Consider the following 21,518-nt stretch of genomic DNA (forward strand, 5'->3'; position numbering starts at 1 on the left):
AATGGGAACTATTGATATTGTGAGATCTTCCTAAATACCTAAATTAAGAAAGGTTGAAAGTGAACAGTCTGGATGGTATAGTTTCAATTGAGTTTGAGTTTAAAACGTAAGTACTAATGTATAGAAATATAAAGGAGGACGTAGATCATGAAAGGAAAAGTATTGTTAACAGCAGCAGTAACGGGTGCAGGAGATACAATTAAGAAAAACCCTAATGTCCCAGTTACACCGAAAGAAATTGCAGAATCTGCAATCGAATCAGCGAAAGCAGGTGCAACAATCGCCCACGTCCATGCTCGCGATCCTGAAACAGGTGGGATCAGTCACAACGTAGACCATTATCGTGAAATTGTGGAACGTATTCGTCAATCTGAGACAGACGTGATTATTAACATTACATCTGGAGGCGGTGGAGATTTCATCCCTAGTTTATCCACACCGTCTGCGGGTGGAGAAGGTACAGATATGCAAACACCGAAAGAACGCCATGAACCTGTAGGACAGTTACTTCCGGAAATGTGCACACTGGATTGCGGCAGTACGAATTTCGGTAACATGATCTACATGAGTCCAACTGACTGGTTGCGTGAACAAGCAAAGCTCATTCAGGAAAGTGGTGTGAAGCCTGAACTTGAGTGCTTTGATACAGGTCACGTTCGCTTTGCAAAACAATTGATCGCTGAAGGTTTAATCGATGGGGACCCAATGTTCCAGTTTTGTCTAGGTATTCCTTGGGGAGCTGAAGCGGATGCTGAAACGATGCTGTATATGAGAAATCGTCTCCCGGAAAATGCGCACTGGTCAGCGTTTGGAATCGGCAGAATGCAAATGCCGATCGCAGCTCAATCCGCTTTGCTTGGAGGAAACGTTCGAGTAGGACTTGAAGATAACATCTACTTGAGTAAAGGCGTTCCTGCAACGAATGAGCAGCTGGTTGATAAAGCCGTTACGATGCTTCATGGTCATGGTCTAGAACCAATGACTCCTCAAGAAGCAAGAGAGTATCTACAACTTAGAAACCCGCACGGAGGGAAATAAAATGGCAGATATCAAAAAAGTAGCAGTCGTTGGGACAGGCGTAATTGGAAATGGATGGATTACACGTTTTCTTGCTAATGGATACGATGTTGTCGCAACAGACCCAGCAGACGGCGCTGAGGAGAGAATGCGTAAAGCGGTGAATCATGCATGGCCTTACGTAGAGGAACTTGGGCTAGTAGAAGGTGCATCAAAAGATCGATTGTCGTTTGAGAAAGATCTTGCAACTGCAGTTGCAGATGCTGATTTTATCCAAGAAAACGTTCCTGAAATTGAAGATCTGAAGGAGTCTGTACTAAAGAATATTGATTCATATGCGAAAGAAGATGCGATCATTGGATCAAGTACTTCAGGAATCAAACCATCCTATTTACAGCGCGGACTAGCACACCCTGAGCGTTTTGTTGTAGCGCATCCCTTTCACCCTGTTTACATCTTGCCATTAGTAGAAGTTGTCCCTGGACAGGCTACAACAAAAGCGTACACAGATCGTGCGATGGCGTTCTTTGAAGGTATGAATATGAAGGCGTTACTAGTGCGTCATGAAATTGAGGGTCACATCGCAGATCGTCTACTCGAGGCGATCTGGCGTGAGTCGCTTCATATCGTGAATGAAGGAATCGCAACGACAGAAGAAGTGGACAACGCATTTATTTATGGCGCTGGACTTCGTTATGCACAGTACGGTCCTTTCCTTACATTCCATCTTGCAGGGGGAGAAGGCGGCATGCGTCACATGTTGAAACAGTTCGGACCTGCCCTTAAGAAGCCCTGGACAAAGCTTGAAGCTCCTGAGTTAACGGACGAGCTTCACGACCGCGTAGTAGCTGGGTGTGAAGATCAGTCTCGTGACTGTAGCTTATCAGAACTCGATAAGAACCGAAACGAATTTCTTGTTAAGCTTCTTGATCTTGTGAAGGATCATTGGCCAGAAGCGCAGCAAGGCAAGAAACCTAACCAATAGGAGGGGGAATTCAATGCCTACTTTCAAACTCGAACAGAATGTTCTTAAAGAATGGGTCGATTACAACGGTCATATGAATGATGCTGAATATGCGAAAGTATTTAGCATTGCTGTGGACGAATTCATGAACCATATTGGCCTCCACGAGGAAGCGCGTGACAAGTACAATTACACAATTTTCACGTTGGAAACGCACCTTTGCTATTTGAAAGAAGCACATGAAGGTGAGAAATTGATTGTAACTAGCCAACTGTTAGATCGAGATCAGAAACGTGTTCATATCTTCTTCATGATGAAAAATCAGCAAGGGGATCTAGTGGCAACGAGTGAACAGATGCTAATGGGGATGGATACGACAGAGGGCAGACCTGGAGCATTCCCAGAAGCTGTGGGTGTCAAATTAGAGGAAATGTACGTGAACGATAAAGAAAACGAAAAACCAAAGCAGGCGGGCCGAACAATCGGTATTAAAAGAAAATAAGCGAACAAAAAGGCATCCCCAATCGATTGGGAATGCCTTTTTCTGTTTACTGCTCTTCTTTTGCAAAGCGTTCGATCCGTGCATCGATCTCATCGCGGACACGTTGGAAGAATGCCCATTTTTCTTCTTCAGTTCCTTCAGCTTTTGCAGGATCGTCAAAGCCCCAGTGCTCACGTGTAACATGTGGAGGCGTCATCGGACATTTGTCGTTCGCATCTCCGCAAAGGGTTACGACCATGTCAGCATTGTTCAAAAGCTCTGAATCGATCGTGTCAGATGTTTGGTTCGTGATGTCGATGTCGACTTCTTTCATTGCTTTCACCGCATTAGGATTCAATCCATGCGCTTCGATTCCAGCAGAGTAAACGTCGTAGCGATCGCTAAGGTGTTTTTTTGCAAACCCTTCAGCCATTTGACTTCTGCAAGAGTTACCCGTACATAGGAAATAAATCGTTTTTTTGTTAGACATGATCAATCGTCTCCTCTTTGTTATAAGTTAAATGATCAATAGCCACAGATAGAGGCCAAAGAGCGTAATTAATAGTGTAGGAACAGTTAATATAATTCCTATTTTAAAGTAGTATCCCCAAGAAATCTTCACACCTTTTAGGGACAGTACGTGAAGCCATAATAGTGTCGCGAGGGAACCGATCGGGGTGATCTTAGGACCTAAATCAGAACCGATGATGTTCGCGTAAATCAGTGCTTCTTTTAGCGTGCCTGTTGTAGATGTTGCTTCGATTGCAAGCGCATCGATCATAACTGTAGGCATGTTGTTCATAATGGAAGATAAGATAGCAGCGATGAAGCCCATTGAAACGGTTGCTGCTAGTAATCCTTGGTCAGCTGCACCCTGAATGAGGTTTGCGAGTATATCCGTTAAGCCAACATTACGGAGTCCGTAAACAACAACGTACATACCGATCGAGAAGAACACGATCGCCCATGGTGCTCCATTCACGACTTTACGCGTTTCCACCGCTGAACTTCTTCTAGCCATCAGTAGGAAGAAGATTGCAACGATTCCTGCGATGATCGAAACGGGAACGCCGATAAATTCACTTGCAAAATACCCTACGAGCAGGACAGCAAGTACAAGCCAGGATAGTTTGAACATCTTCTCATCACGAATTGCTTCTTTCGGTGCTCTAAGCATCTTCAAATCATAGTTCCCTGGGATATCTTTTCTAAAGAAAAGGTAGAGCACAAGGATACTTGCGCCGAGCGCAAAGAAGTTCGGAACGACCATTCTTGAAGCATATTCAACGAATCCGATATCGAAAAAGTCCGCTGAAACGATATTCACGAGGTTACTAACAACAAGTGGCAGTGATGTCGTATCTGCAATAAAACCACTCGCCATAATAAACGGGAAGATCATTCTTTCTTGGAATTTAAGATTTCGCACCATCGCAAGTACGATTGGTGTCAGGATAAGCGCTGCGCCATCATTTGCGAAAAGTGCAGCTACAACAGCTCCGAGTAGTGTTACGTAAATAAACATTCGGAGACCGTTCCCTTTTGCTACTCTTGCCATATGAAGAGCAGCCCATTCAAAGAACCCGATTTCATCTAGGATGAGTGAGATCAAGATGATCGCGATAAACGCGAATGTGGCGTTCCACACGATTTCGGTTACGGTTATCACATCTTGAAAATCAACGACACCTACAAGAAGGGCTAGAATGGCGCCACCGCATGCCGACCACCCAATTCCGAGGTTTTTCGGCTGCCAGATGACGAGAATCAGTGTAAGTATAAAAATCATGATTGCGAGTAAAACAGAAGTCAAATCGATTCCTCCATTAATCACAGCGTATGCGTCGTCCGCTTAGTTCTAGTTGGTGAAGCTTGTCTCGTTGATCCGGAACGAGTTGAATGATACTTTCGATGATAGAAAAAGCTTCATGGTCTCGGTTCAGTGAGTAAAAAATCCACTGGCTATTTCTTCGCTCTTTCACTAAACCGGCGTCTCTAAGCTTACGAAGATGCTGGCTGATGGAAGGCTGGCTCATGTTTAGTAAGTCAACAAATTCACATACGCAGCATTCGCCGTCTTTTAACAAACTGATGATCGTCAGTCTTGTTTTATCTCCTAACAGTTTAAGTACGCTAGCAGCTAATTCCATTTCGATCGCCGTTCTATTCATTGCATCACCTCCAGTCATTAGTATATAAGCATGTACTTATATATGCAAGGATTTAATCCTTCAGCTCACGATTTTGAAGGTGAAGAGCTCTTCCTGCTAGAAAAGAAAGGGTATGACATGAAAGGAGAGATGTAACATGGAGGCAAGAATAAAAATGGTACCGTATGACGAAGCAGAAGGGAAATTAAAGGACCTATATGAGGCATTCAACAATGAAATGGCCAATATATTGCGCGTGCATTCCTTAAATCCTCGTTCTCTTGAAGCACATTTGAAGTACTACAAAGTCATTATGTTTGCTGAGTCGCCACTATCACGAAGGGTAAGAGAAATGATCGCAACGGTCGTCTCAGTAGAGAATGAGTGTTTTTACTGAATGGAACATCATGGGGCGGCGCTCCATTTTATTACGAAAGATCGTGAACTAGTAGATGGGATAAAGAAGAATTATCGAGAGCTAGATTTAGAATTGAAGGAGCTAGCTATACTGGATTACGCTGTTAAGCTTACGAGAAAGCCAAACAGTGTGACGGACGAGGATGTGGCAGGATTAAAAGAAATAGGGTGTATCGATCGAGAAATTCTCGATGTATGTCAGATTGCTTCTTACTTCAACTTTGTGAACCGAATGGCAGAAGGTCTAGGGGTTTCGTTAGAGCGGCGGGAGGGATAAATCAAACAATCCCTGCCTTACTAAACGATTGCCTATCCAACATGGTAACTATAGCATAGGATATAGTAATCCATGATGGAAGGGAGGCCAACTCCATGGGATATGGTTACGGCAGCGGGTTCGCTCTAATTGTTGTGCTGTTTATTCTCCTTATCATCGTAGGTGCAGCTTTTGTTGGAGGCGGGTACTAATACTCAATTTCTAAAGCTGCATGTAGCGGGTTAATCCTGCTAAATTGCATGTAATGAGAACAAGGATGCAGGGAAGGCTAATTTGGTCTCCTCTGATAACGAGAAAAAGCAGCCCTTCGTGGGCTGCTTTCTACTTATTTTTTAAAGAGTTTACGTGGTAAGATCGATTGAGGATTGAGTTTGTTTCCTAGTGATCCGAAGCCATTTCCACTGTTTGGATCAACAAGTTCATTGTGTTCGAAATAAACACGAGGCGTTTTCCAAAGTGCAATGAGCGCTCTCGTCATCGGCATTTCATGATAGCGTTCAGGCCACATGTCTTTAATGTGCTGTTTAACGAGCGGATAATATTTCGGACTCATGCCAGGGAACAAGTGATGTTCCGTATGGTATGAGAAGTTAAAGTGAATCTTATCTACCCATTTTGGAACGGTAACCGTCAAGCTGTTAGCAAGTGGGTCGTTCACAGGAGTCAATGGATTCAAACGATGATTAGTTGAAATATAAGCCATCACGATAAAGTTTGCGATCAACAATGGAATAAAGAATGCAAAGATCCATTTTTCTAATCCCATGATGAATAAGAGACCAATCCATGTTACCCATGGAAGAACAACTTGTAGCCATACTTCTGTCTGCTTCCCTGATTTGAATTCTTTAATATAAACAAAGAACATTTTCATTGAATGTGCAGTGAACTGAATAGTAAGCGATGCAAAGCTAAAGAATGCTCTGATGAATAATGGCAGTCTATAGATCCAACGGAAGATCTTCATCTTCGAGATCTTCTCGAGCGTTGGCCAAGCATCAGGATCATTCTCGTCATGTTGTGTGTGCACATGGTGGTTCATATTGTGCCATTTACGCCATAATTTTGGTCCAGTACTTAAGGGAAAGAAGGCGATTGCACCAAGGGTGTCTCGAAGCCAAGGCTTACGTACAACTGTTCCGTGCAAAATTTCGTGACCGAGAAACCCAAGTCCAGCAAAGCTTGCACCAATTACAACAGAAAAAACGAGATTGATGAGTGGGTGTAAGTTAAACAGTCCTATGATCAGGAAGCTGGCAACTGTAATCAACAAGTATATGAGACCGCCGAATAATCGGCTAGGTACGGGTTTGAAGGCATCTTTTGGCATGTGTTTCTTCACACGTGCCGCATACCAACTGAATGAGTGTAGATCTTTCACTAAATCACCTTCCAATAGTCATTTGGGCAGAATTTTCAATTTTTTATCTATGATTCGCAGTTAACTTTAACAGCACGATCAAGGCAAGTCAATGGAATTAATGACCAAAAGTTATGACCAGGTACTAAATATAGTCATTTGAAATATAATAACGCTATTATGCTAGACTAAAAAGCATCACAACAAACATGATTGTAAAAACATTTTAAACAAAATTATTTTTAGTCATACATGTAATCAACATGTAGAAATTCTTTAAATACTTTAAAAATGGGATCCTGTTTTGTGTAAAATGGTAGAGGATGAGTGGAAGTCATTTCTTTCCTATCTAGTATAACGCTTCTGGAAAGAATAAGATAATTTTAAGAAGCGTAAAGTGAAATTGTGGAAATATTTTCTTGACTTGACCACCTGTAATGTTTAGAATAATAAAAAAATACACGAGCGATGATGAAGAAGAGTAGCCTTGAGTAACACGACAGAGAGCTGATGGGTGGTGTGAATCAGTGTGTGCTGAAGGGGAATGGGCTTCTGAGCTTCCTGACTGAACGTAGAAGTAGGTTACGGCGGAGGGTCTTACCGATAAAAGAGGCACCTTATAGAAAAGTTTTCTTTTCTGTAGGAGTTAAGAGCGTTTGTGTGATGCAAACGAATAAAGGTGGCACCACGGGTTTCTCGTCCTTTTCATAGGATGAGAAGCCCTTTTTGTGTTGATTAGAATGGAGGATGAGTGATGAAGAAAACGGTGTTAACTGGTATTAAACCAACAGGCAGGATTCACCTTGGAAACTATATCGGTGCGATCAAACCAGCGTTAGAGCTTGCAGCAGAAGAGGATCCTGTTTATTTTGTAGCAGATTATCATGGTCTTACGAAAATACAAGATGCTGAACAGATGAAAGAACTTTCGTACGGGATTGCGGCGACATGGCTTGCATTAGGACTTGACCCATCCTCATCCGTTTTTTATCGCCAGTCTGATGTTCCTGAAATATTTGAACTTTCATGGATTCTTGCATGTTTTAGCTCAAAAGGGTTAATGAATCGTGCACATGCTTACAAGGCGATCGTCGATCAAAATAGAGAAACAGGGCGCGAGCTCGATGATGGAGTCAACATGGGACTGTTCACATATCCGATTTTAATGGCTTCTGATATATTACTTTTCCAGTCTGATCTTGTTCCTGTTGGGAAAGATCAGATCCAGCATGTTGAAATCGCTCGTGACCTTGCTGATACGTTCAATCGACAATTCGGTGAAACGTTCAAACTTCCAGATTATGTTGTAAAGGAAGAATCTGCTGTTATCCCAGGTCTGGATGGTCGGAAGATGAGTAAGAGCTACCATAACACGATTCCGATTTTTGAAGAGCCTGAGAAACTTAAGAAGCTCATCAATAAAATCAAGACGGATTCTACAGAACCTCATGAAGCGAAGGATCCTGACGAATCGACCGTATTTGCACTCTATCGTGAATTCGCTAGTCAAGATGAGGTTATCAAAATGAGGGAAAGATTTGAAAATGGAATTGGATGGGGAGAGGCGAAAAAAGAACTATTCGAAGCGATGAACCATGTGCTTGAAGAGCCGCGAAGTAAGTATAAGTATTATATGGAAAATCGAGAAGAGCTTGATCGGATACTTGCTGAAGGGGCAGGAAAAGCTAGAGCTAGAGTGAAACCTCTCTTGAATGAAGTGAAGCAGAAGATCGGAATAAAGGCATGAATCGATGGAAGAAACGCTAGACATGAAAGAGAATTAGGAAGAATGGGAATGATGAATGAAGTGAGGTGTAGTGAATGAAATATGAGCTGTCTAAAAATATTGGCTTACAAGTAAAAAATGTCGCAGAAGCAAAAAGATTTTATGAGAAAGTATTTGGTTTTAAGCACCAAGAGCACAGCACAGTCAACGAGGTTGAATTCAAGAGCGATCACAATCACATCTTTTTGATCGATGGAGAGGAAAATCTCGGTCCAGTCTTAGAGTTAGAAGTAGAATCATTAGAAGAAGCAAGGAATGATTTATTGAAGAACGGTTGCAAAATCATTCGCTGGGAAGGAAAAGGGAAAGATTGCTATATCCAAGACCCTTATGGAATGACGTTTAATATTTGGGAGAAAGGTTAAGAAAGAGCTGCCGAAATGGCAGCTCTTTTACTTACGGAGTGGTGTTTCTTTTGAAACGAGTTCTGATTGAATGATGTATCGTTCCGGTGCGAACCCAATATAATCAAACGGATAGCAAGTTGTTAACGTTAAAGTCGGCTCGTCCTTGTTTACGATAACAGAACGATCATCTTCATCAGTGATCCAAATCTTCCGTACTTGATAATCATATACAGTACCATCGAATTCTACATACAAATGGTCGCCTTCTTCTACTTGATCAAGGTTGTGGAAAACGGTGTCTCGATGCCCAGAGAGAACCACATGGCCATTTTCATCTGGCGTGACAGTCCACTTACTGTCGTGTAGGCCGACACCTTTCTTGAGAGAATCCTCGTCCGTTCCATAATAAACGCTGTATTTGCTTCCTATACGAGGAATTGATAGCATAGCTGCTTTTTCACCATACTCATATGTGGATTTTGATTCTTCTTCCTCAACAGCAATCGTCTTTTTCTCAACGGTCGAGTCCCAACCTGGATGGTTTTTCTGGACGACTTCAGGCTCGTGGGTAACAGCTTTGCTTTGATCCCAAAATGAATAGCCACTCCATAAAACGATTAAAAGACCTACGAATACTAGCAGAATTCCAACCTTTTTCATAGATGCTTAACGCTCACTAAAAGGTGTGTCATCGAACTCCTCCTATAAAAACAGTCTATACTAATTGTCTTCCTCAGGAAGAAAGATGTAAACCATTATTTCAAATATTTTCAAAAAAAGAACTGATTGACAGGGGTTTCCACATGGTGGTAGGTTAATGTTAACTTAATTAATAAATAAGTTAACATTTAAACAGGAGGCAACTGGATGCTCAAAGTCGAAGAAACAACAGCTAATTGGGAAAGTTTTGCGGATCTTGCACTTGAAGGGAAACCGCTGACAAAAGAACAAGCCATTTCAGTACTTTCATCCTCTGATGAATCGTTATTGCCGCTTTTGAACGCGGCATACCGAGTGAGAAAGCATTATTTTGGTAAAAAGGTAAAGCTGAACATGATCATCAATGCGAAGAGTGGATTATGTCCAGAGAACTGTGGTTACTGTGCTCAATCCGCTTATGCGGATACGAATGTAAATAAATATGCTCTTCTAGACAAGGATACGCTTGTAAGTGGGGCTCGTGAGGCTATGAATCGTAAAGCTGGTACATACTGTATCGTGATGAGTGGACGAGGTGCAACGAACAGAGAGCTTGATAAAGTAATCGATGCTGTTGAAGAAATCAAAGCTGAAATGCCTCTCAAAATCTGTGCTTGTCTCGGGATCCTTTCTTCTGAGCAGACGAACCGTCTGAAAGAAGCGGGCGTTGATCGCTACAATCATAATATCAATACGAGTAAAGGCCACCATGACAACGTCACGACAACGCACTCATATGATCACCGCGTGAAGACAGTTGAGAATGTAAAAGAGTCTGGTATTTCACCGTGTTCAGGTGTAATCGTTGGGATGGGAGAATCATACGAAGATGTGTATGATATGGCAGCAGAGCTTCGTCGAATCGATGCTGACTCGATTCCCGTTAACTTTCTTTATTCTGTACCCGGGACGAAGATGGAAAACATGGATGAGCTTGATCCAAGATACTGCTTAAAAGTGCTCGCACTATTCAGGTTAATGAATCCAACAAAAGAAATCCGCATCTCAGGTGGGCGAGAAGTAAACCTTCGCTCTCTACAAGTGATGGGATTATACGCTGCGAACTCCATCTTTGTCGGAGATTACTTAACGACTGACGGAGCTGAGTCTTCAGCTGATCATAAAATGATAGAAGATCTAGGGTTTGAGATTGAAGAGTGCGCTTTATAGAGAGGGGAAAAGTTTTAGGGGGCTTTGTAATGGGAGCGAGTTTCGCTCCTATTCGCGTTGTTTTAAGGTTTTTTAATCAAAATTCATTAGCTTGAAATGACATGAAGAAAGATTTGAAAGCACAAAAGGTCGGGACGTTACACTTGGTTTGAATGTATTCTAGTAGGAGTGAAAACCTCTTGACTCACGTGGTCCAACGGGCGTTCGAGACTCGGAGCGGACGGTTTTTGTCCTGACCCGGGCGTTCGTCCACAGGAAAGCAAGAGGTTTTCAAACTCCGTTATAGGGACCAGAATACTTTGTCCATGACGGCAGCTTTTTGTTAGTTAGTCGATTGGATCTTCCGCTTTTCCGTAGCGAATCACATCGAATATCGCGAGGCCATCACTAGGCTTTCCAGCATCGTTTCGATATGGCATAAGCGAAAAGAAAATAAAATAAACAGAGAAATAGGAATACTGATAAAAGAAAAGTGTCACAGGTAGAACATCTAAATTCATAAGTAGATTAAGAATTAAAATAACCCCAAGATTAAATAAACTACCTGCAGCATAAATGGCGACATGTGCCCACGTTTTATTGTAGGTTAGTTTTTCATACTGACACCATCCTTCCATGAAATACTTCTTCTTCACTTCGAGGGCACCTAGATGGAACAGCGTTTCACCTGTACCTATACAAAACTTAATTTTCCCACCGAACAGTCTCGCCGTAAGAACGTGACCTGCTTCATGAACAAGCGTTACGATCGGAAGAATCAAGAAAAAATTTATTAAAAACATTGGGATATCACTTAACGTAAACAACTATATTCCTCCTGGATGCAGTAGAGAATTTTTGTGCAATGTTAGAGGTGTTACCCCTTTTTAGTAAGGTGTTAACACTATTTTTAAAAAAAGTGACTGTTAAATAAAGGTTCCAGTCCAACTGTATTGAACTAGTACGTTATGAAAGAATAGGTTTGACAGATCTACATAATGAAAGGTGTGTTAAGGATGGAAAATATAATAAAGCAGATGGATATGACCCGTACCTTTTTATTGATGGGTGCTGAGAAGATCACGGAAGAAAATGCAGATATCATACCAGAAGGATTTCCGAATTCGCTTCGTTGGCAGCTAGGTCATGTGCTTGTCTCGTTTGAGTACATCGTTTTCCATATGGCAGGAGAAAAAGTTACTCTTCCTGAAGGGTATACCGAAATGTTTACAAGAGGGACGAGTCCGAAAGATTGGACAGTTGACCCTCCAAAAGTAGCAGAACTGAAGGAGCTATTATCTGAACAGATGGGTCGCTTCAAAGAGACGTTTGAAAATCGTCTTGATGAGAAGATTGAAGAAACGTTTAAGGCTGGACCAGTAGAGCTGCATACTGTCGGTGAGCTCGTTCTTTTCGCATTATTTCATGAGAGTGAACATGGTGGGTGTATTAAAGGCTTGCACCGTGCAATCAGATGAAAAAAAGGCTGACATGGTGTCAGCCTTTTTTTACCGTTCAATCTTCAATACATGAAGTCAAACAGTTATAGACAAAAAGCCAGACCCGATTAATGTCTGGCTTTGTTCTTAAACAAGGTTTCCCTTTTCAGTGTCATATCCTTCATAAAATCCAGCACCAGTTTTCATTCCAAGGTCCCCTCTGTCAACCATGTCTTTAAGTGCTTGTGGTGGTTTATCAGATATATTGCCGCTATCCTCATAATAAGTCATTTCGATATGGTAAATCGTGTCGAGACCCACCATGTCCATATACTGAAAAGGACCAAATTCGGTTTCCCATTCTAGCTTCCATGCACGGTCGAGCTTTTCAGGGGTTGTATAACCGTTTGCCCAAAGAAATAGGCATTCTTTCTTAACTGCTCTCCAGACTCGGTTCATTGAAAAACCTTTAATTTCTTTTTCTGTTATGATCGGATCATAATCAATCGTATGAAAGTATGCCACAGCTAACTCTTTTGTTGCGTGGCTTGTGTCTTTATTCCACATCATTTCAACTAGATTATTCCTGATCGGATCATCATGATTAACATTAAAAGTTTTTTCTTTTCGATTTACTTTTACATTAATATCAGAAACTTTTAACGATGAGCTATTAGTACATATAAGTGTTTCCTTAGGCGCTAATTGGTCTAGCTCTTCCCACACATCCTGCTTCAAACTCAGATGTTCAGGAACACTTTCAATAATTAATTCAGCACATTTAACAGCACTCTCCATGCTTTGTGTCACTGTGATATTTCCTTTTGCCTCGAGCGCTTTTTCTTCGGTTAAAAACCCCTTATCAATATAATGATTTAACCATCCATCAATCTTTCTCATAGTTTTATTTATAGCTTCATCATTCATATCAAAAAGGGAAACCTTTTTTCCGTGAATTGCGTTACGGAATGTAATCATCGATCCCTGAATGCCAGCTCCAATAATGGAAACGTTATTCATACCCAATTTTAGTCCTCCTATAAATGAAAAATTCATTTAAACTATACCATCCAGACTGTTTAGTTTCAATGGTTGTAGCTATCAATATACGATTTATGCAGGATAATAGAGATTAAAATGGAAAAAGAGTAGAGATGGAAAGAAATCGGTATATTGGAGTGATGGATTTGGAACAAAAAACAGACATAACGAATCAGATCGAGACAGTAATAGATAAAGAAGAATTCTCTGGCGTCATATATGCACGAAATCAAGATGAAATCATTATTCAATCAGCATCAGGCTTTGCTAACAGAGCGGAGGAAATCGAAAACAACATTCATACGAGCTTTGGAATTGCTTCTGGTTGTAAGGTGTTCACGGCGATCGCGATTTGCCAGCTTGTTGAAAGAGGACTATTATCGTTTCAATCTACAATAGGGGAATGTTTTAAGGTTCCGTTTCCACATTTCGATAACGAAGTAACAGTTCATCAGCTTTTAACACATACATCTGGAATACAGGACTATTTTGATGAAGAGACGATGGATGATTACGAAGCATTATGGCTCGACACACCGGCCTACACAGTAACTGAACCGAAAGATTTTTTACCATTGTTCCAGGATGGAAAGATGAAGTTTGCTCCTGGGGAAAGATTTACTTATAACAACGCGGGCTTTATTGTACTTGGCTTACTCGTGGAGGAGATTACAGGGGAATCGTTCACTGACTATGTAGTGGCAAACATCTTCAGCCCATGCGGCATGCATGATTCTGGTTATTTCCCGCTAGATGCGCTTCCTAAGAACACGGCTAAAGGCTATATCGACTTTGAGGACGGATCGTGGAAGACGAATGTTTATTCTATTCCTAAGGTTGGGGGACCGGATGGTGGGGCGTTTGTAACGGCTCCGGACATGATTAAGTTTTGGGAAGGTCTTATTAATGGAAAGTTAGTCAGTAAAGCGATGGTTCATCGTTTGCTATCAAGCCATGTGCATGTAAAGAATAATACCTACTACGGATACGGGATATGGATTGAAATGAATGAGGATGAGGTCATGAAGTATTATGTGATGGGCTACGATCCTGGAGTAAGTTTTGAATCTGCCTATTATCCGTCAACAGATATCATGGTTGCCATCCCGTCAAATAAAGAAAAAGGTCCTTATAAACTTTTGAGAACACTTGAAGAGGAAAGGGGAATGAACGAATAAAACGAAGTCAGCGCCTATAAGGCAGCTGACTTTTCTATGTATATTCTACTTCACACCACGCTTGCCAGGATACTAGATCATTGAGGGGATGGGGAGTTTTTCCTTTCAACTACCTTTCCGTTCTTTTATACTATAGGAAAATAAAGGAATGAAGGAGAGCTGATCTTGAAACTGAAAATGTTCTTATTGATGGTGGTACTCATCATACTTGCTAGCTGTTCAACGCCACCTTCAGCCATCGATGCGTTCGATACATATGTAAAGAAGTGGAATGAACAAGAGTTTAGTAGTTTGTACACGCAGCTATCACCGGCTGCACAGGAGTCGATTACAAAAGAAGATTTTGTCGATCGATATGAAACGATTTATGCCGATGTGAAAGTTGAGGATTTGAAGGTAACATTTAAGAAGCCTGAGGAAGAACCGGAGGCGAATGAAGAAGGAGAAGTGACGTTTCCTTTTTCAGTGTCGATGCAGACGCTAGCAGGAAAAGTCGCTTTTGAAAAAGAGGCAACGCTCGTCCTAACAGAAGATGAAGAGGCAGAGACATACAAAGTGAACTGGAACCCTTCATTTATTTTTAAGGAGTTAGAAGAGGGTGAAGAAGTCGCCATTTCTTCAGCAGTCCCAACTCGTGGAGAAATAACGGATCGAAACGGAGTAGAGCTTGCTGTGAATGGAACGGTCAAACAGATTGGAGTCGTACCTGAAGAAATTGAATCTGATAAAGAAGCGATTCTATCAGAGTTAAGTGAAGTCTTGAAAGTAAGCGTTGGAGATATTGAGAAAGAATTAAGTCAAGGGTGGGTCCAATCAAACCCTGCTCAATTTGTTCCGATAAAAAGTGTCATGGTGAAAGAAGAGGACCTGATTGCTGAAGCAATAAAGATTACCGGCGTGCAAGTTAACAATACGACAAAACGTATTTATCCACTCGGTGAAAGCGCCGCGCACTTAACTGGGTATATCCGTAATCTACTAAAAGAAGACTTAGAAGAATATGCCGAAAAAGGCTACTCAAGCTATGAAAAGATCGGTGTTGCAGGACTTGAAGAAATTTATGAGGACAAGCTTCACGGTGAAACTGGTTGGACGATCCTAGTAAAAGGGACTGAGAAAGTAATCGCGAGTACACCGAAAGTGGATGGTGAGAACATACAAGTAACGATCGATTCAACCGTGCAGGAGAAGCTGTACAACGAACTTTCTGGGAAAGCTGGTACAGCGGTAGCGCTTCATCCGACAACGGGAGAAACGCTGGCGTTAGCGAGTTCACCTGCATACGACCCGAACGATTTCACCCTTGGATTCGATGAAGGTGAGTATGATGCGCTAGCTGCTAATGAAAATCAGCCGTTTTCAGCTAAGTTTAATAAAACGTATTCGCCAGGGTCTACGATCAAACCGCTTACTGCTGCGATCGCTTTAGAAGACGGACTTGATCCGAATGCCGTAGAGAAAATTGACGGATTGAAATGGGGAGCAGATTCTAGCTGGGGCGGTTATAAGGTTACTCGCGTAAAACCAGCTGATCCTGAAGTAACGCTTGAAGAAGCACTCATGCATTCTGATAATATTTACTTTGCAAGAAAAGCGCTTGATTTAGGAGCGGAAAAGTTTCAGCAAGGTCTTGAATCATTTCTGATTGGAAAAGAAACCGACTTTCCGTTTCCAACTGCGGCGTCTTCTGTTTCAAACAACGGGTTGGAAAATGACATCCTGTTAGCGGACTCAGGCTATGGACAAGGAGAACTATTGATATCGCCGTATCATCTTGCCATGACGTATACAACGTTTGCGAACGATGGGAAGATGGTCAAGCCTTCGTTAATCATGGATCAGGGCGGTGAATCAGTCGAAGTTGTTTCATCTGATATTGCTTCAATCGTTGATGGTGCTCTTTCAGAAGTCGTTTCAAACCCTGAGGGAACTGCATATGAGCCTAAAGTAGAAGGAATCATGATCGCAGGGAAAACAGGAACGGCTGAATTAAAAGGTGCAGGAGAAGAAACCGGTCAGGAAAATGGTTTATTCGTAGCATACAATACAGATCAGAAAGATTTACTCATCGCCATGATGGTCGAGAATGCTTCGAGTCACGATGTAATCGGTAAAGTTAAGGATGTATTCGCTCAGATGCAGAAATAGAAAAAGCCACATCTCGCTCCAAAATGGATTGAGATGTGGCTTTCTTTTACTTAGATTCCTTCAACGGGACATCAGGGTTTTTCTCCTGGAACCAGCGAAGCGCAAAGTCGTTTGTGAACAAGAGAACTGGACGCTGCTGCTGATCATAGACGAGAAGGTTTCTCGAGTTGTCGACAAGGTTTTCTGGCTTATCGACTTCAATCCAACGCGCGTGCTGATGAGGCATCGTGTCGAATTGAATGTCAGTGTTGTATTCACCCTTCATGCGGTATTCGAAGATTTCAAACTGAAGCTTTCCGACAACGCCGATGACGATTTCATCCCAGTGCGCGGTTTTGTAAACCTGAATCGCACCTTCCTCTGAAAGCTGCTGCACGCCTTTGTAGAAATGCTTTTGCTTCAGTGCTTTTTGAGCACGTACCTTTGCGAAATGCTCAGGTGGGAAGGTTGGTAGTGCGCCGAACGAATAAACGTTTTTAGAACCGACGAGTGTATCACCGATCTGATACGTCCCTGAATCATAGAGCCCGACGATATCTCCTGGATAGGCTTTATCGACATTGCCTCGAGACGATGCGAAGAAAAGCTGTCCTTGAGAAAGCTTCATGCTCTTATTCGTTCTTTCAAGCCAAGCTTCCATCCCTCTTTCGAAAGTGCCTGATACGATACGAAGGAATGCAACGCGATCGCGGTGGGCAGGGTTCATGTTTGCCTGGATTTTGAAGATAAAGCCAGAGAACGTCTCATCTTCAGGCTTCACTTCTCCTTCAGAGCTTTGTCTTGGTGCAGGAGGTGGAGCAAGGTCTAGAAAGTGGTTTAAGAATGTTGGCACTCCGAAGCTTGAAATCGCACTTCCGAAGAAGACAGGCGTTTGTTTTCCTGTTTGCAATGCTTCCTCACTGTACGTTGAACCTGCTTCATCAAGTAACATCACGTCTTCTTGAAGCTGATTCACAAGATCTTCGCCAGCCGTTTCTTTTAGGACAGGATCATCGAGGTCAGAGATGTAGACAGCTTCTTTGTCTTTGTTATCACCGTCTGTATCATAGAATTCCACTGCTTTTTTGTGTCTGTCGTAGACGCCGTGAAAGTCTTGCCCCATTCCGATCGGCCAGTTCATCGGATATGATTCGATTCCAAGAACTTCTTCGATCTCTTCAAGCAGTTCGAGCGGTTCACGTCCTTGACGGTCCATTTTATTTACGAACGTAAAGATCGGGATACCGTGCTCACTAACAACTTTGAATAGCTTTTTCGTTTGGGACTCGACCCCTTTAGCGGCATCGATGATCATAACGACACTATCAACAGCGAGAAGCGTTCGGTACGTATCTTCACTGAAATCTTCGTGACCAGGCGTATCGAGAATATTGATCGTATGTCCTTTATAGTTGAAGTTCATCACTGAAGACGTAACGGAAATTCCACGTTGCTTTTCGATTTCCATCCAGTCAGATGTCGCAAACTTTGAGGACTTTCGTGATTTAACTGTACCAGTCGAACGAATTTGTCCACCAAGAAACAAAAGTTTCTCTGTTAACGTCGTTTTACCAGCATCGGGGTGGGAAATGATTGCAAACGTTCTTCTTTTATTTATTTCTTCTTGTAATTGGTTGCTCATAAGGCGATTTATCCTTTCAAATATCACTTCTTATGTAATATAACATAATCCCATCTCTCTTCCTATTGTAGAGGTGAAAGGATTCTGTCGATGCTTGTTGAAATAGAGTGAAGGGGGAGGGAATCGAATGAAAAATTTTGAGGAGTTTTTAGACGAGTTTCTAGAAAGCTGGAGGCAATCATCCATCGATGGTGTGAAGTACAAGATTAGTGATAGCTATCAGGCTAGAGAAATCACGAGCCAATCAGAAATTTATGATTTTGGTTATACCGAATCTGTCGAAGGTTGGGAACAGGCTTTTACTGCATTTAAAAAGGATGGCACACAGTGGGACTTGAAAAAGGTATCGGTCACACCGCTAAGAAGAAATGAAATGCTTGCAGTTATTTGGGCTTCCATCTCTGCTGGTGGAAAACGTAGTGAAACGGGCAATTTGTTTTTCAATACGTTCCGTAAAGGTGTACAAGGAGAATGGAAGCTTGTAAGAAGCTACATCGAAGCAGGTGTTCCTCAAGAAAATATCACCAAAATCGAACGATTTAAATGGTAGAAAAGGGACCGCTCGAATGATATCGAGCGGTTCTTTAGTGAGGAGGGGTCTTTTGAACGATCACTCTAAAACTGACGAGAGAGAACAGAACCTTTTTCCTCATTTCGATTCCTCCGAGTTCGTTTAATTGACTTTACGGTGTGATTTAGAAAAAATAGAAGTGAAATGATCCAATTTAGAAATAGAGGAGTGAAGTGAGTTGAGTAAGATGACCTTATCAAAAACAGTTAAGCTAAATAACGGCGTCGAGATGCCGCAAGTTGGTCTAGGTGTATTTCAAGTAAAAGAAGAGGAACAGCTTATCGGTGCCGTTACTGCTGCAATTAAAAACGGATACAAAAGCATAGATACTGCTGCGATCTACGGAAACGAAGAGTGGGTAGGGAAAGCTGTTAAAGAAGCTGGTGTACCTAGAGAAGAACTCTTCATCACTTCTAAAGTATGGAATTCGGATCAAGGCTATAATGAAACGATCCAGGCTTTTGAAGCGTCACTCGAAAAAATGGATCTCGAATACTTAGATCTCTATCTTATCCACTGGCCAGTGGAAGGGAAGTTCGTCGACACATGGAAAGCGATGGAGCACCTTTATCATGAAGGAAAGATCAAAGCGATCGGTGTGAGTAACTTCCACATTCACCATCTTGAAACACTGTTTAAGGAAACAACTGTTAAACCGGTAGTTAACCAAATCGAGCTTCATCCAAAGCTAAACCAGAAAGAAATCCGCGATTTCTGTGAGAAGCATGAGATCAAGGTGGAAGCATGGTCACCTCTTATGCAAGGTGAACTATTAGAGAATGAAGAGCTGAAAGACATCGCTGAAAAGCACAACAAATCAACTGCTCAAGTCATCCTAAGATGGCACTTGCAAAACGATGTCATTATCATTCCGAAGTCTACGAAAGAACACCGTATTAAGGAAAATGCTGATTTATTCGACTTTGAACTTTCAAATGAAGAAATGGATCGTATCAACGCATTGAATGAAGACAAACGAGTGGGGCCAGACCCAGATAACTTTGATTTTTAATGTAAGAACCGATAGGAAAATACTCCTATCGGTTTTTTAGTTCTGCATCTAATGGATTAATTTTCCTACATAGGAAAAATTGCTATATTTGACATTGTAGTGTTTGCATAAGTCTTATATTATTAAACTATTTGAGGATTGTTTAAATTCGCCCTGGTTTTCATAGGAGGCATTATATTGGAGAAGTATAAAAAGAAATTTGCTAGTAAGATAAGAGATCAAATCAACGCGATAAAAAAGAAGAATGAGAGCGTTCCTGAGAAAGAAATCTATCAGCTTCTGCACACGATAAAAGGGACAGCTGGTACAGTCGGATATCAGCAAGTGGGAGAACAGGCAGAGGCAGTCATCTCACAGTTTGATGAAGAGAGTGAGAAAACGTTCTCCAACGAGTATACGGTTAAAGTGCTTGAGGGTATCGTTGAGGGAATAGACGAGGGAAATGCTGCCGAGGCATCGACTGATGAAGAAGAAGTAGTCATCCTTATCCATCCTAAACCAATGACTCTGATCGAGATGAAAAGTTACATAGAAAAGCAAGGGTATATCGTATTTGCTTCTTTACAGTTATCGAAAGCGCGAACAGTTATCTATGATATGAACCCCGATTGTATTATTTTAGAGCATTCGTTGATGCTGCAGGATAAAGAAATCGCTGATGAAATCAGAGAAAAAGCTGAGGTGCAGTTTATTCCATTAGTCATTACGGATGACAACAGTTCTTCTCTGAATCGGTTGAATAGCTATAAGCTAGGGGCGAGTGACTATTTTGAATCAGACCTCTCTAAGGAAGAGTACTTTATTAGAATGAACGATAAAGTGAAGAAGCGCAGAATGGTCATGACCTCTGTATTAACAGATGAGTTGACGGGAGCTTATAATCGAAAGTTCCTAGAAAAGCATCTGAATCATCTGCGTTCGGAAATGATTAGAACGAATGAAACTGTCAGCATCACCATTCTCGACATCGACCATTTTAAATCGATAAATGATCAATATGGTCATTTAATAGGAGATCAAGTGTTAAGGAAGCTCTCCCACTTTATTATGAATCGCAAAAAAAGAAGAGATACGCTGATTCGGTATGGTGGAGAAGAGTTTGTAGTTGTGCTTCCTGGAAGAAGTAATTCTGATGCAATCACCTTCATCAATGAACTTCTCACAGATTTCCAAAAAGAAGTGTTCGGCCCGCAAACGGAACAGTTTTCTGTTACTTTTTCAGCTGGCATCGTGGAGCTCGATACAAGTTCAACCAATCGAGAACTATTGAATCTCGCTGATGAGGCGCTTTATCGAGCTAAATCGAATGGTCGGAATCAAGTTGTGTTCTATGACAATGTTCCTTCAAATGAAAAGAATATTAAAACGATACAAATCGCCATTGTCGATGACGATGAAATATTAAGAACGATGCTTTCATCACACCTTATGGACATGCAGATGGATGGAAATTATCACATCGAAGTGAAAGCCTATCGAGAAGGAGAGGCGTTTTTTGAAGATTCATGGCATCGAACGAGCGCGCCTTGTCTTGTATTACTCGATGGCATCATGCCTCGGATGGATGGAATAGAGGTATTGCATCGTCTGCGTAATGAGCGAGAACAAAGTCGCTACACTGTAATGATGTTGACAGGTAGGAAAACAGAACGAGACATTGTAAGGGCACTCGAACTCGGAGCTGATGATTATATTACGAAGCCATTCAATATGCTTGAGCTCGAAGCTCGTATCCGTAGGCTTATTGAGAAGGTAGTTTAATAGGTGAAAGGCTATTATTATGGGATAGATTTGTCGATATAAGAAAAGGAGAGTGCTTGCTCTTCTTTTTGCATGAGTAAGAACGTTGAAGGATGTGTAG

General features: G+C 41.7%; 23 protein-coding genes and 1 other annotated feature. Of the genes, 15 read left to right on the top strand and 8 right to left on the bottom strand.

All coding sequences use genetic code 11. The annotated features are described in order from the left end of the window. Positions 1-147: 147 nt before the first annotated feature. The 3 genes from ACXAHI_RS12875 to ACXAHI_RS12885 are packed head-to-tail and all read left to right on the top strand — an operon-like array spanning position 148 to position 2,483. Positions 148-1,038: a beta-keto acid cleavage family enzyme gene (locus ACXAHI_RS12875; RefSeq protein WP_474848417.1), complete on the top strand. Its 891-nt coding sequence runs from the start codon at positions 148-150 to the stop codon at positions 1,036-1,038. A gap of 1 nt (position 1,039) precedes the next feature. Continuing rightward, complete coding sequence (locus ACXAHI_RS12880; RefSeq protein ID WP_474848419.1) at positions 1,040-2,002, top strand: 3-hydroxyacyl-CoA dehydrogenase NAD-binding domain-containing protein; 963 nt, start codon at positions 1,040-1,042, stop codon at positions 2,000-2,002. Positions 2,003-2,015: 13 nt separating this feature from the next. Continuing rightward, a complete protein-coding gene (locus tag ACXAHI_RS12885) occupies positions 2,016-2,483 on the top strand; it encodes a thioesterase family protein (RefSeq protein ID WP_474848421.1) in 468 nt (155 codons plus the stop codon). Between the two features lie 46 nt (positions 2,484-2,529). Here the strand turns inward: ACXAHI_RS12885 and arsC are convergent, their stop codons facing one another. The 3 genes from arsC to ACXAHI_RS12900 are packed head-to-tail and all read right to left on the bottom strand — an operon-like array spanning position 2,530 to position 4,633. Continuing rightward, complete coding sequence (gene arsC, locus ACXAHI_RS12890) at positions 2,530-2,952, bottom strand: arsenate reductase (thioredoxin) (RefSeq protein WP_270180772.1); 423 nt, start codon at positions 2,950-2,952, stop codon at positions 2,530-2,532. Positions 2,953-2,979: 27 nt separating this feature from the next. Beyond that, complete coding sequence (locus ACXAHI_RS12895; RefSeq protein WP_474848423.1) at positions 2,980-4,275, bottom strand: arsenic transporter; 1,296 nt, start codon at positions 4,273-4,275, stop codon at positions 2,980-2,982. 13 nt (positions 4,276-4,288) lie between these two features. Beyond that, positions 4,289-4,633 carry an ArsR/SmtB family transcription factor gene (locus tag ACXAHI_RS12900; RefSeq protein ID WP_270180774.1) on the bottom strand — a complete coding sequence of 115 codons (345 nt, stop codon included), beginning with the start codon at positions 4,631-4,633 and terminating at the stop codon, positions 4,289-4,291. A 136-nt stretch (positions 4,634-4,769) separates the two neighbouring features. Here ACXAHI_RS12900 and ACXAHI_RS12905 point away from each other — a divergent pair, with 136 nt between their 5' ends. The 3 genes from ACXAHI_RS12905 (at position 4,770) to ACXAHI_RS12915 (ending at position 5,497) form a co-directional block, all read left to right on the top strand. After that, positions 4,770-5,009, top strand: a complete 240-nt coding sequence (locus tag ACXAHI_RS12905) for a carboxymuconolactone decarboxylase family protein (RefSeq protein WP_474813795.1) — start codon at positions 4,770-4,772, stop codon at positions 5,007-5,009. Then, positions 5,010-5,306: a carboxymuconolactone decarboxylase family protein gene (locus ACXAHI_RS12910; RefSeq protein WP_474848425.1), complete on the top strand. Its 297-nt coding sequence runs from the start codon at positions 5,010-5,012 to the stop codon at positions 5,304-5,306. It abuts the gene before it with no gap. A gap of 95 nt (positions 5,307-5,401) precedes the next feature. Beyond that, positions 5,402-5,497, top strand: coding sequence for a YjcZ family sporulation protein (locus tag ACXAHI_RS12915; RefSeq protein ID WP_142329528.1), 96 nt, complete (start codon positions 5,402-5,404; stop codon positions 5,495-5,497). A 134-nt stretch (positions 5,498-5,631) separates the two neighbouring features. Here the strand turns inward: ACXAHI_RS12915 and desB are convergent, their stop codons facing one another. Further along, the gene (desB, locus tag ACXAHI_RS12920) at positions 5,632-6,687 is read right to left on the bottom strand and encodes a Delta(10) desaturase DesB (RefSeq protein ID WP_474848427.1); all 1,056 of its coding nucleotides are present in this window, start codon (positions 6,685-6,687) and stop codon (positions 5,632-5,634) included. Positions 6,688-7,125: 438 nt separating this feature from the next. Beyond that, positions 7,126-7,373, top strand: a binding site (T-box leader). A gap of 47 nt (positions 7,374-7,420) precedes the next feature. On the opposite strand from desB, the gene ACXAHI_RS12925 reads away from it, so the two are divergent. Then, complete coding sequence (locus ACXAHI_RS12925) at positions 7,421-8,413, top strand: tryptophan--tRNA ligase (protein ID WP_474848429.1); 993 nt, start codon at positions 7,421-7,423, stop codon at positions 8,411-8,413. A 74-nt stretch (positions 8,414-8,487) separates the two neighbouring features. Beyond that, entirely contained in the window at positions 8,488-8,817 is a 330-nt protein-coding gene (locus tag ACXAHI_RS12930; RefSeq protein ID WP_270180779.1) for a VOC family protein, read from the top strand. 27 nt (positions 8,818-8,844) lie between these two features. Here the strand turns inward: ACXAHI_RS12930 and ACXAHI_RS12935 are convergent, their stop codons facing one another. Continuing rightward, entirely contained in the window at positions 8,845-9,459 is a 615-nt protein-coding gene (locus ACXAHI_RS12935; RefSeq protein WP_474848431.1) for a class D sortase, read from the bottom strand. Between the two features lie 207 nt (positions 9,460-9,666). On the opposite strand from ACXAHI_RS12935, the gene bioB reads away from it, so the two are divergent. Then, a complete protein-coding gene (gene bioB / locus ACXAHI_RS12940; RefSeq protein ID WP_474848434.1) occupies positions 9,667-10,668 on the top strand; it encodes a biotin synthase BioB in 1,002 nt (333 codons plus the stop codon). A 326-nt stretch (positions 10,669-10,994) separates the two neighbouring features. On the opposite strand, the gene ACXAHI_RS12945 is transcribed toward bioB, so the two are convergent. After that, the gene (locus tag ACXAHI_RS12945) at positions 10,995-11,474 is read right to left on the bottom strand and encodes a site-2 protease family protein (protein WP_474813781.1); all 480 of its coding nucleotides are present in this window, start codon (positions 11,472-11,474) and stop codon (positions 10,995-10,997) included. A gap of 189 nt (positions 11,475-11,663) precedes the next feature. Between ACXAHI_RS12945 and ACXAHI_RS12950 the strand changes: the two genes are divergently transcribed. Further along, positions 11,664-12,125: a DinB family protein gene (locus ACXAHI_RS12950; protein WP_474848435.1), complete on the top strand. Its 462-nt coding sequence runs from the start codon at positions 11,664-11,666 to the stop codon at positions 12,123-12,125. Positions 12,126-12,233: 108 nt separating this feature from the next. Here ACXAHI_RS12950 and ACXAHI_RS12955 read toward each other — a convergent pair whose 3' ends face one another. After that, positions 12,234-13,106, bottom strand: coding sequence for a 3-hydroxyacyl-CoA dehydrogenase family protein (locus ACXAHI_RS12955; protein ID WP_474849871.1), 873 nt, complete (start codon positions 13,104-13,106; stop codon positions 12,234-12,236). A gap of 161 nt (positions 13,107-13,267) precedes the next feature. Between ACXAHI_RS12955 and ACXAHI_RS12960 the strand changes: the two genes are divergently transcribed. Both ACXAHI_RS12960 and ACXAHI_RS12965 read left to right on the top strand, forming a co-directional pair. Further along, complete coding sequence (locus ACXAHI_RS12960) at positions 13,268-14,305, top strand: serine hydrolase domain-containing protein (RefSeq protein WP_474849873.1); 1,038 nt, start codon at positions 13,268-13,270, stop codon at positions 14,303-14,305. Positions 14,306-14,470: 165 nt separating this feature from the next. Then, complete coding sequence (locus ACXAHI_RS12965; RefSeq protein WP_474848437.1) at positions 14,471-16,453, top strand: penicillin-binding transpeptidase domain-containing protein; 1,983 nt, start codon at positions 14,471-14,473, stop codon at positions 16,451-16,453. A gap of 46 nt (positions 16,454-16,499) precedes the next feature. Here ACXAHI_RS12965 and ACXAHI_RS12970 read toward each other — a convergent pair whose 3' ends face one another. After that, the gene (locus ACXAHI_RS12970; RefSeq protein ID WP_474848439.1) at positions 16,500-18,074 is read right to left on the bottom strand and encodes a peptide chain release factor 3; all 1,575 of its coding nucleotides are present in this window, start codon (positions 18,072-18,074) and stop codon (positions 16,500-16,502) included. 127 nt (positions 18,075-18,201) lie between these two features. On the opposite strand from ACXAHI_RS12970, the gene ACXAHI_RS12975 reads away from it, so the two are divergent. The 3 genes from ACXAHI_RS12975 to ACXAHI_RS12985 all read left to right on the top strand — a co-directional run bounded on the left by ACXAHI_RS12975 (position 18,202) and on the right by ACXAHI_RS12985 (position 21,418). Further along, positions 18,202-18,624, top strand: a complete 423-nt coding sequence (locus tag ACXAHI_RS12975) for a flavoprotein (protein ID WP_474848441.1) — start codon at positions 18,202-18,204, stop codon at positions 18,622-18,624. Positions 18,625-18,823: 199 nt separating this feature from the next. After that, the gene (locus ACXAHI_RS12980) at positions 18,824-19,657 is read left to right on the top strand and encodes an aldo/keto reductase (RefSeq protein WP_474848443.1); all 834 of its coding nucleotides are present in this window, start codon (positions 18,824-18,826) and stop codon (positions 19,655-19,657) included. A gap of 177 nt (positions 19,658-19,834) precedes the next feature. Continuing rightward, the gene (locus ACXAHI_RS12985; RefSeq protein ID WP_474848445.1) at positions 19,835-21,418 is read left to right on the top strand and encodes a diguanylate cyclase; all 1,584 of its coding nucleotides are present in this window, start codon (positions 19,835-19,837) and stop codon (positions 21,416-21,418) included. The last annotated feature ends 100 nt before the right edge of the window (positions 21,419-21,518 follow it).

The organism is Anaerobacillus sp. ABD4_527, from assembly GCF_056160805.1.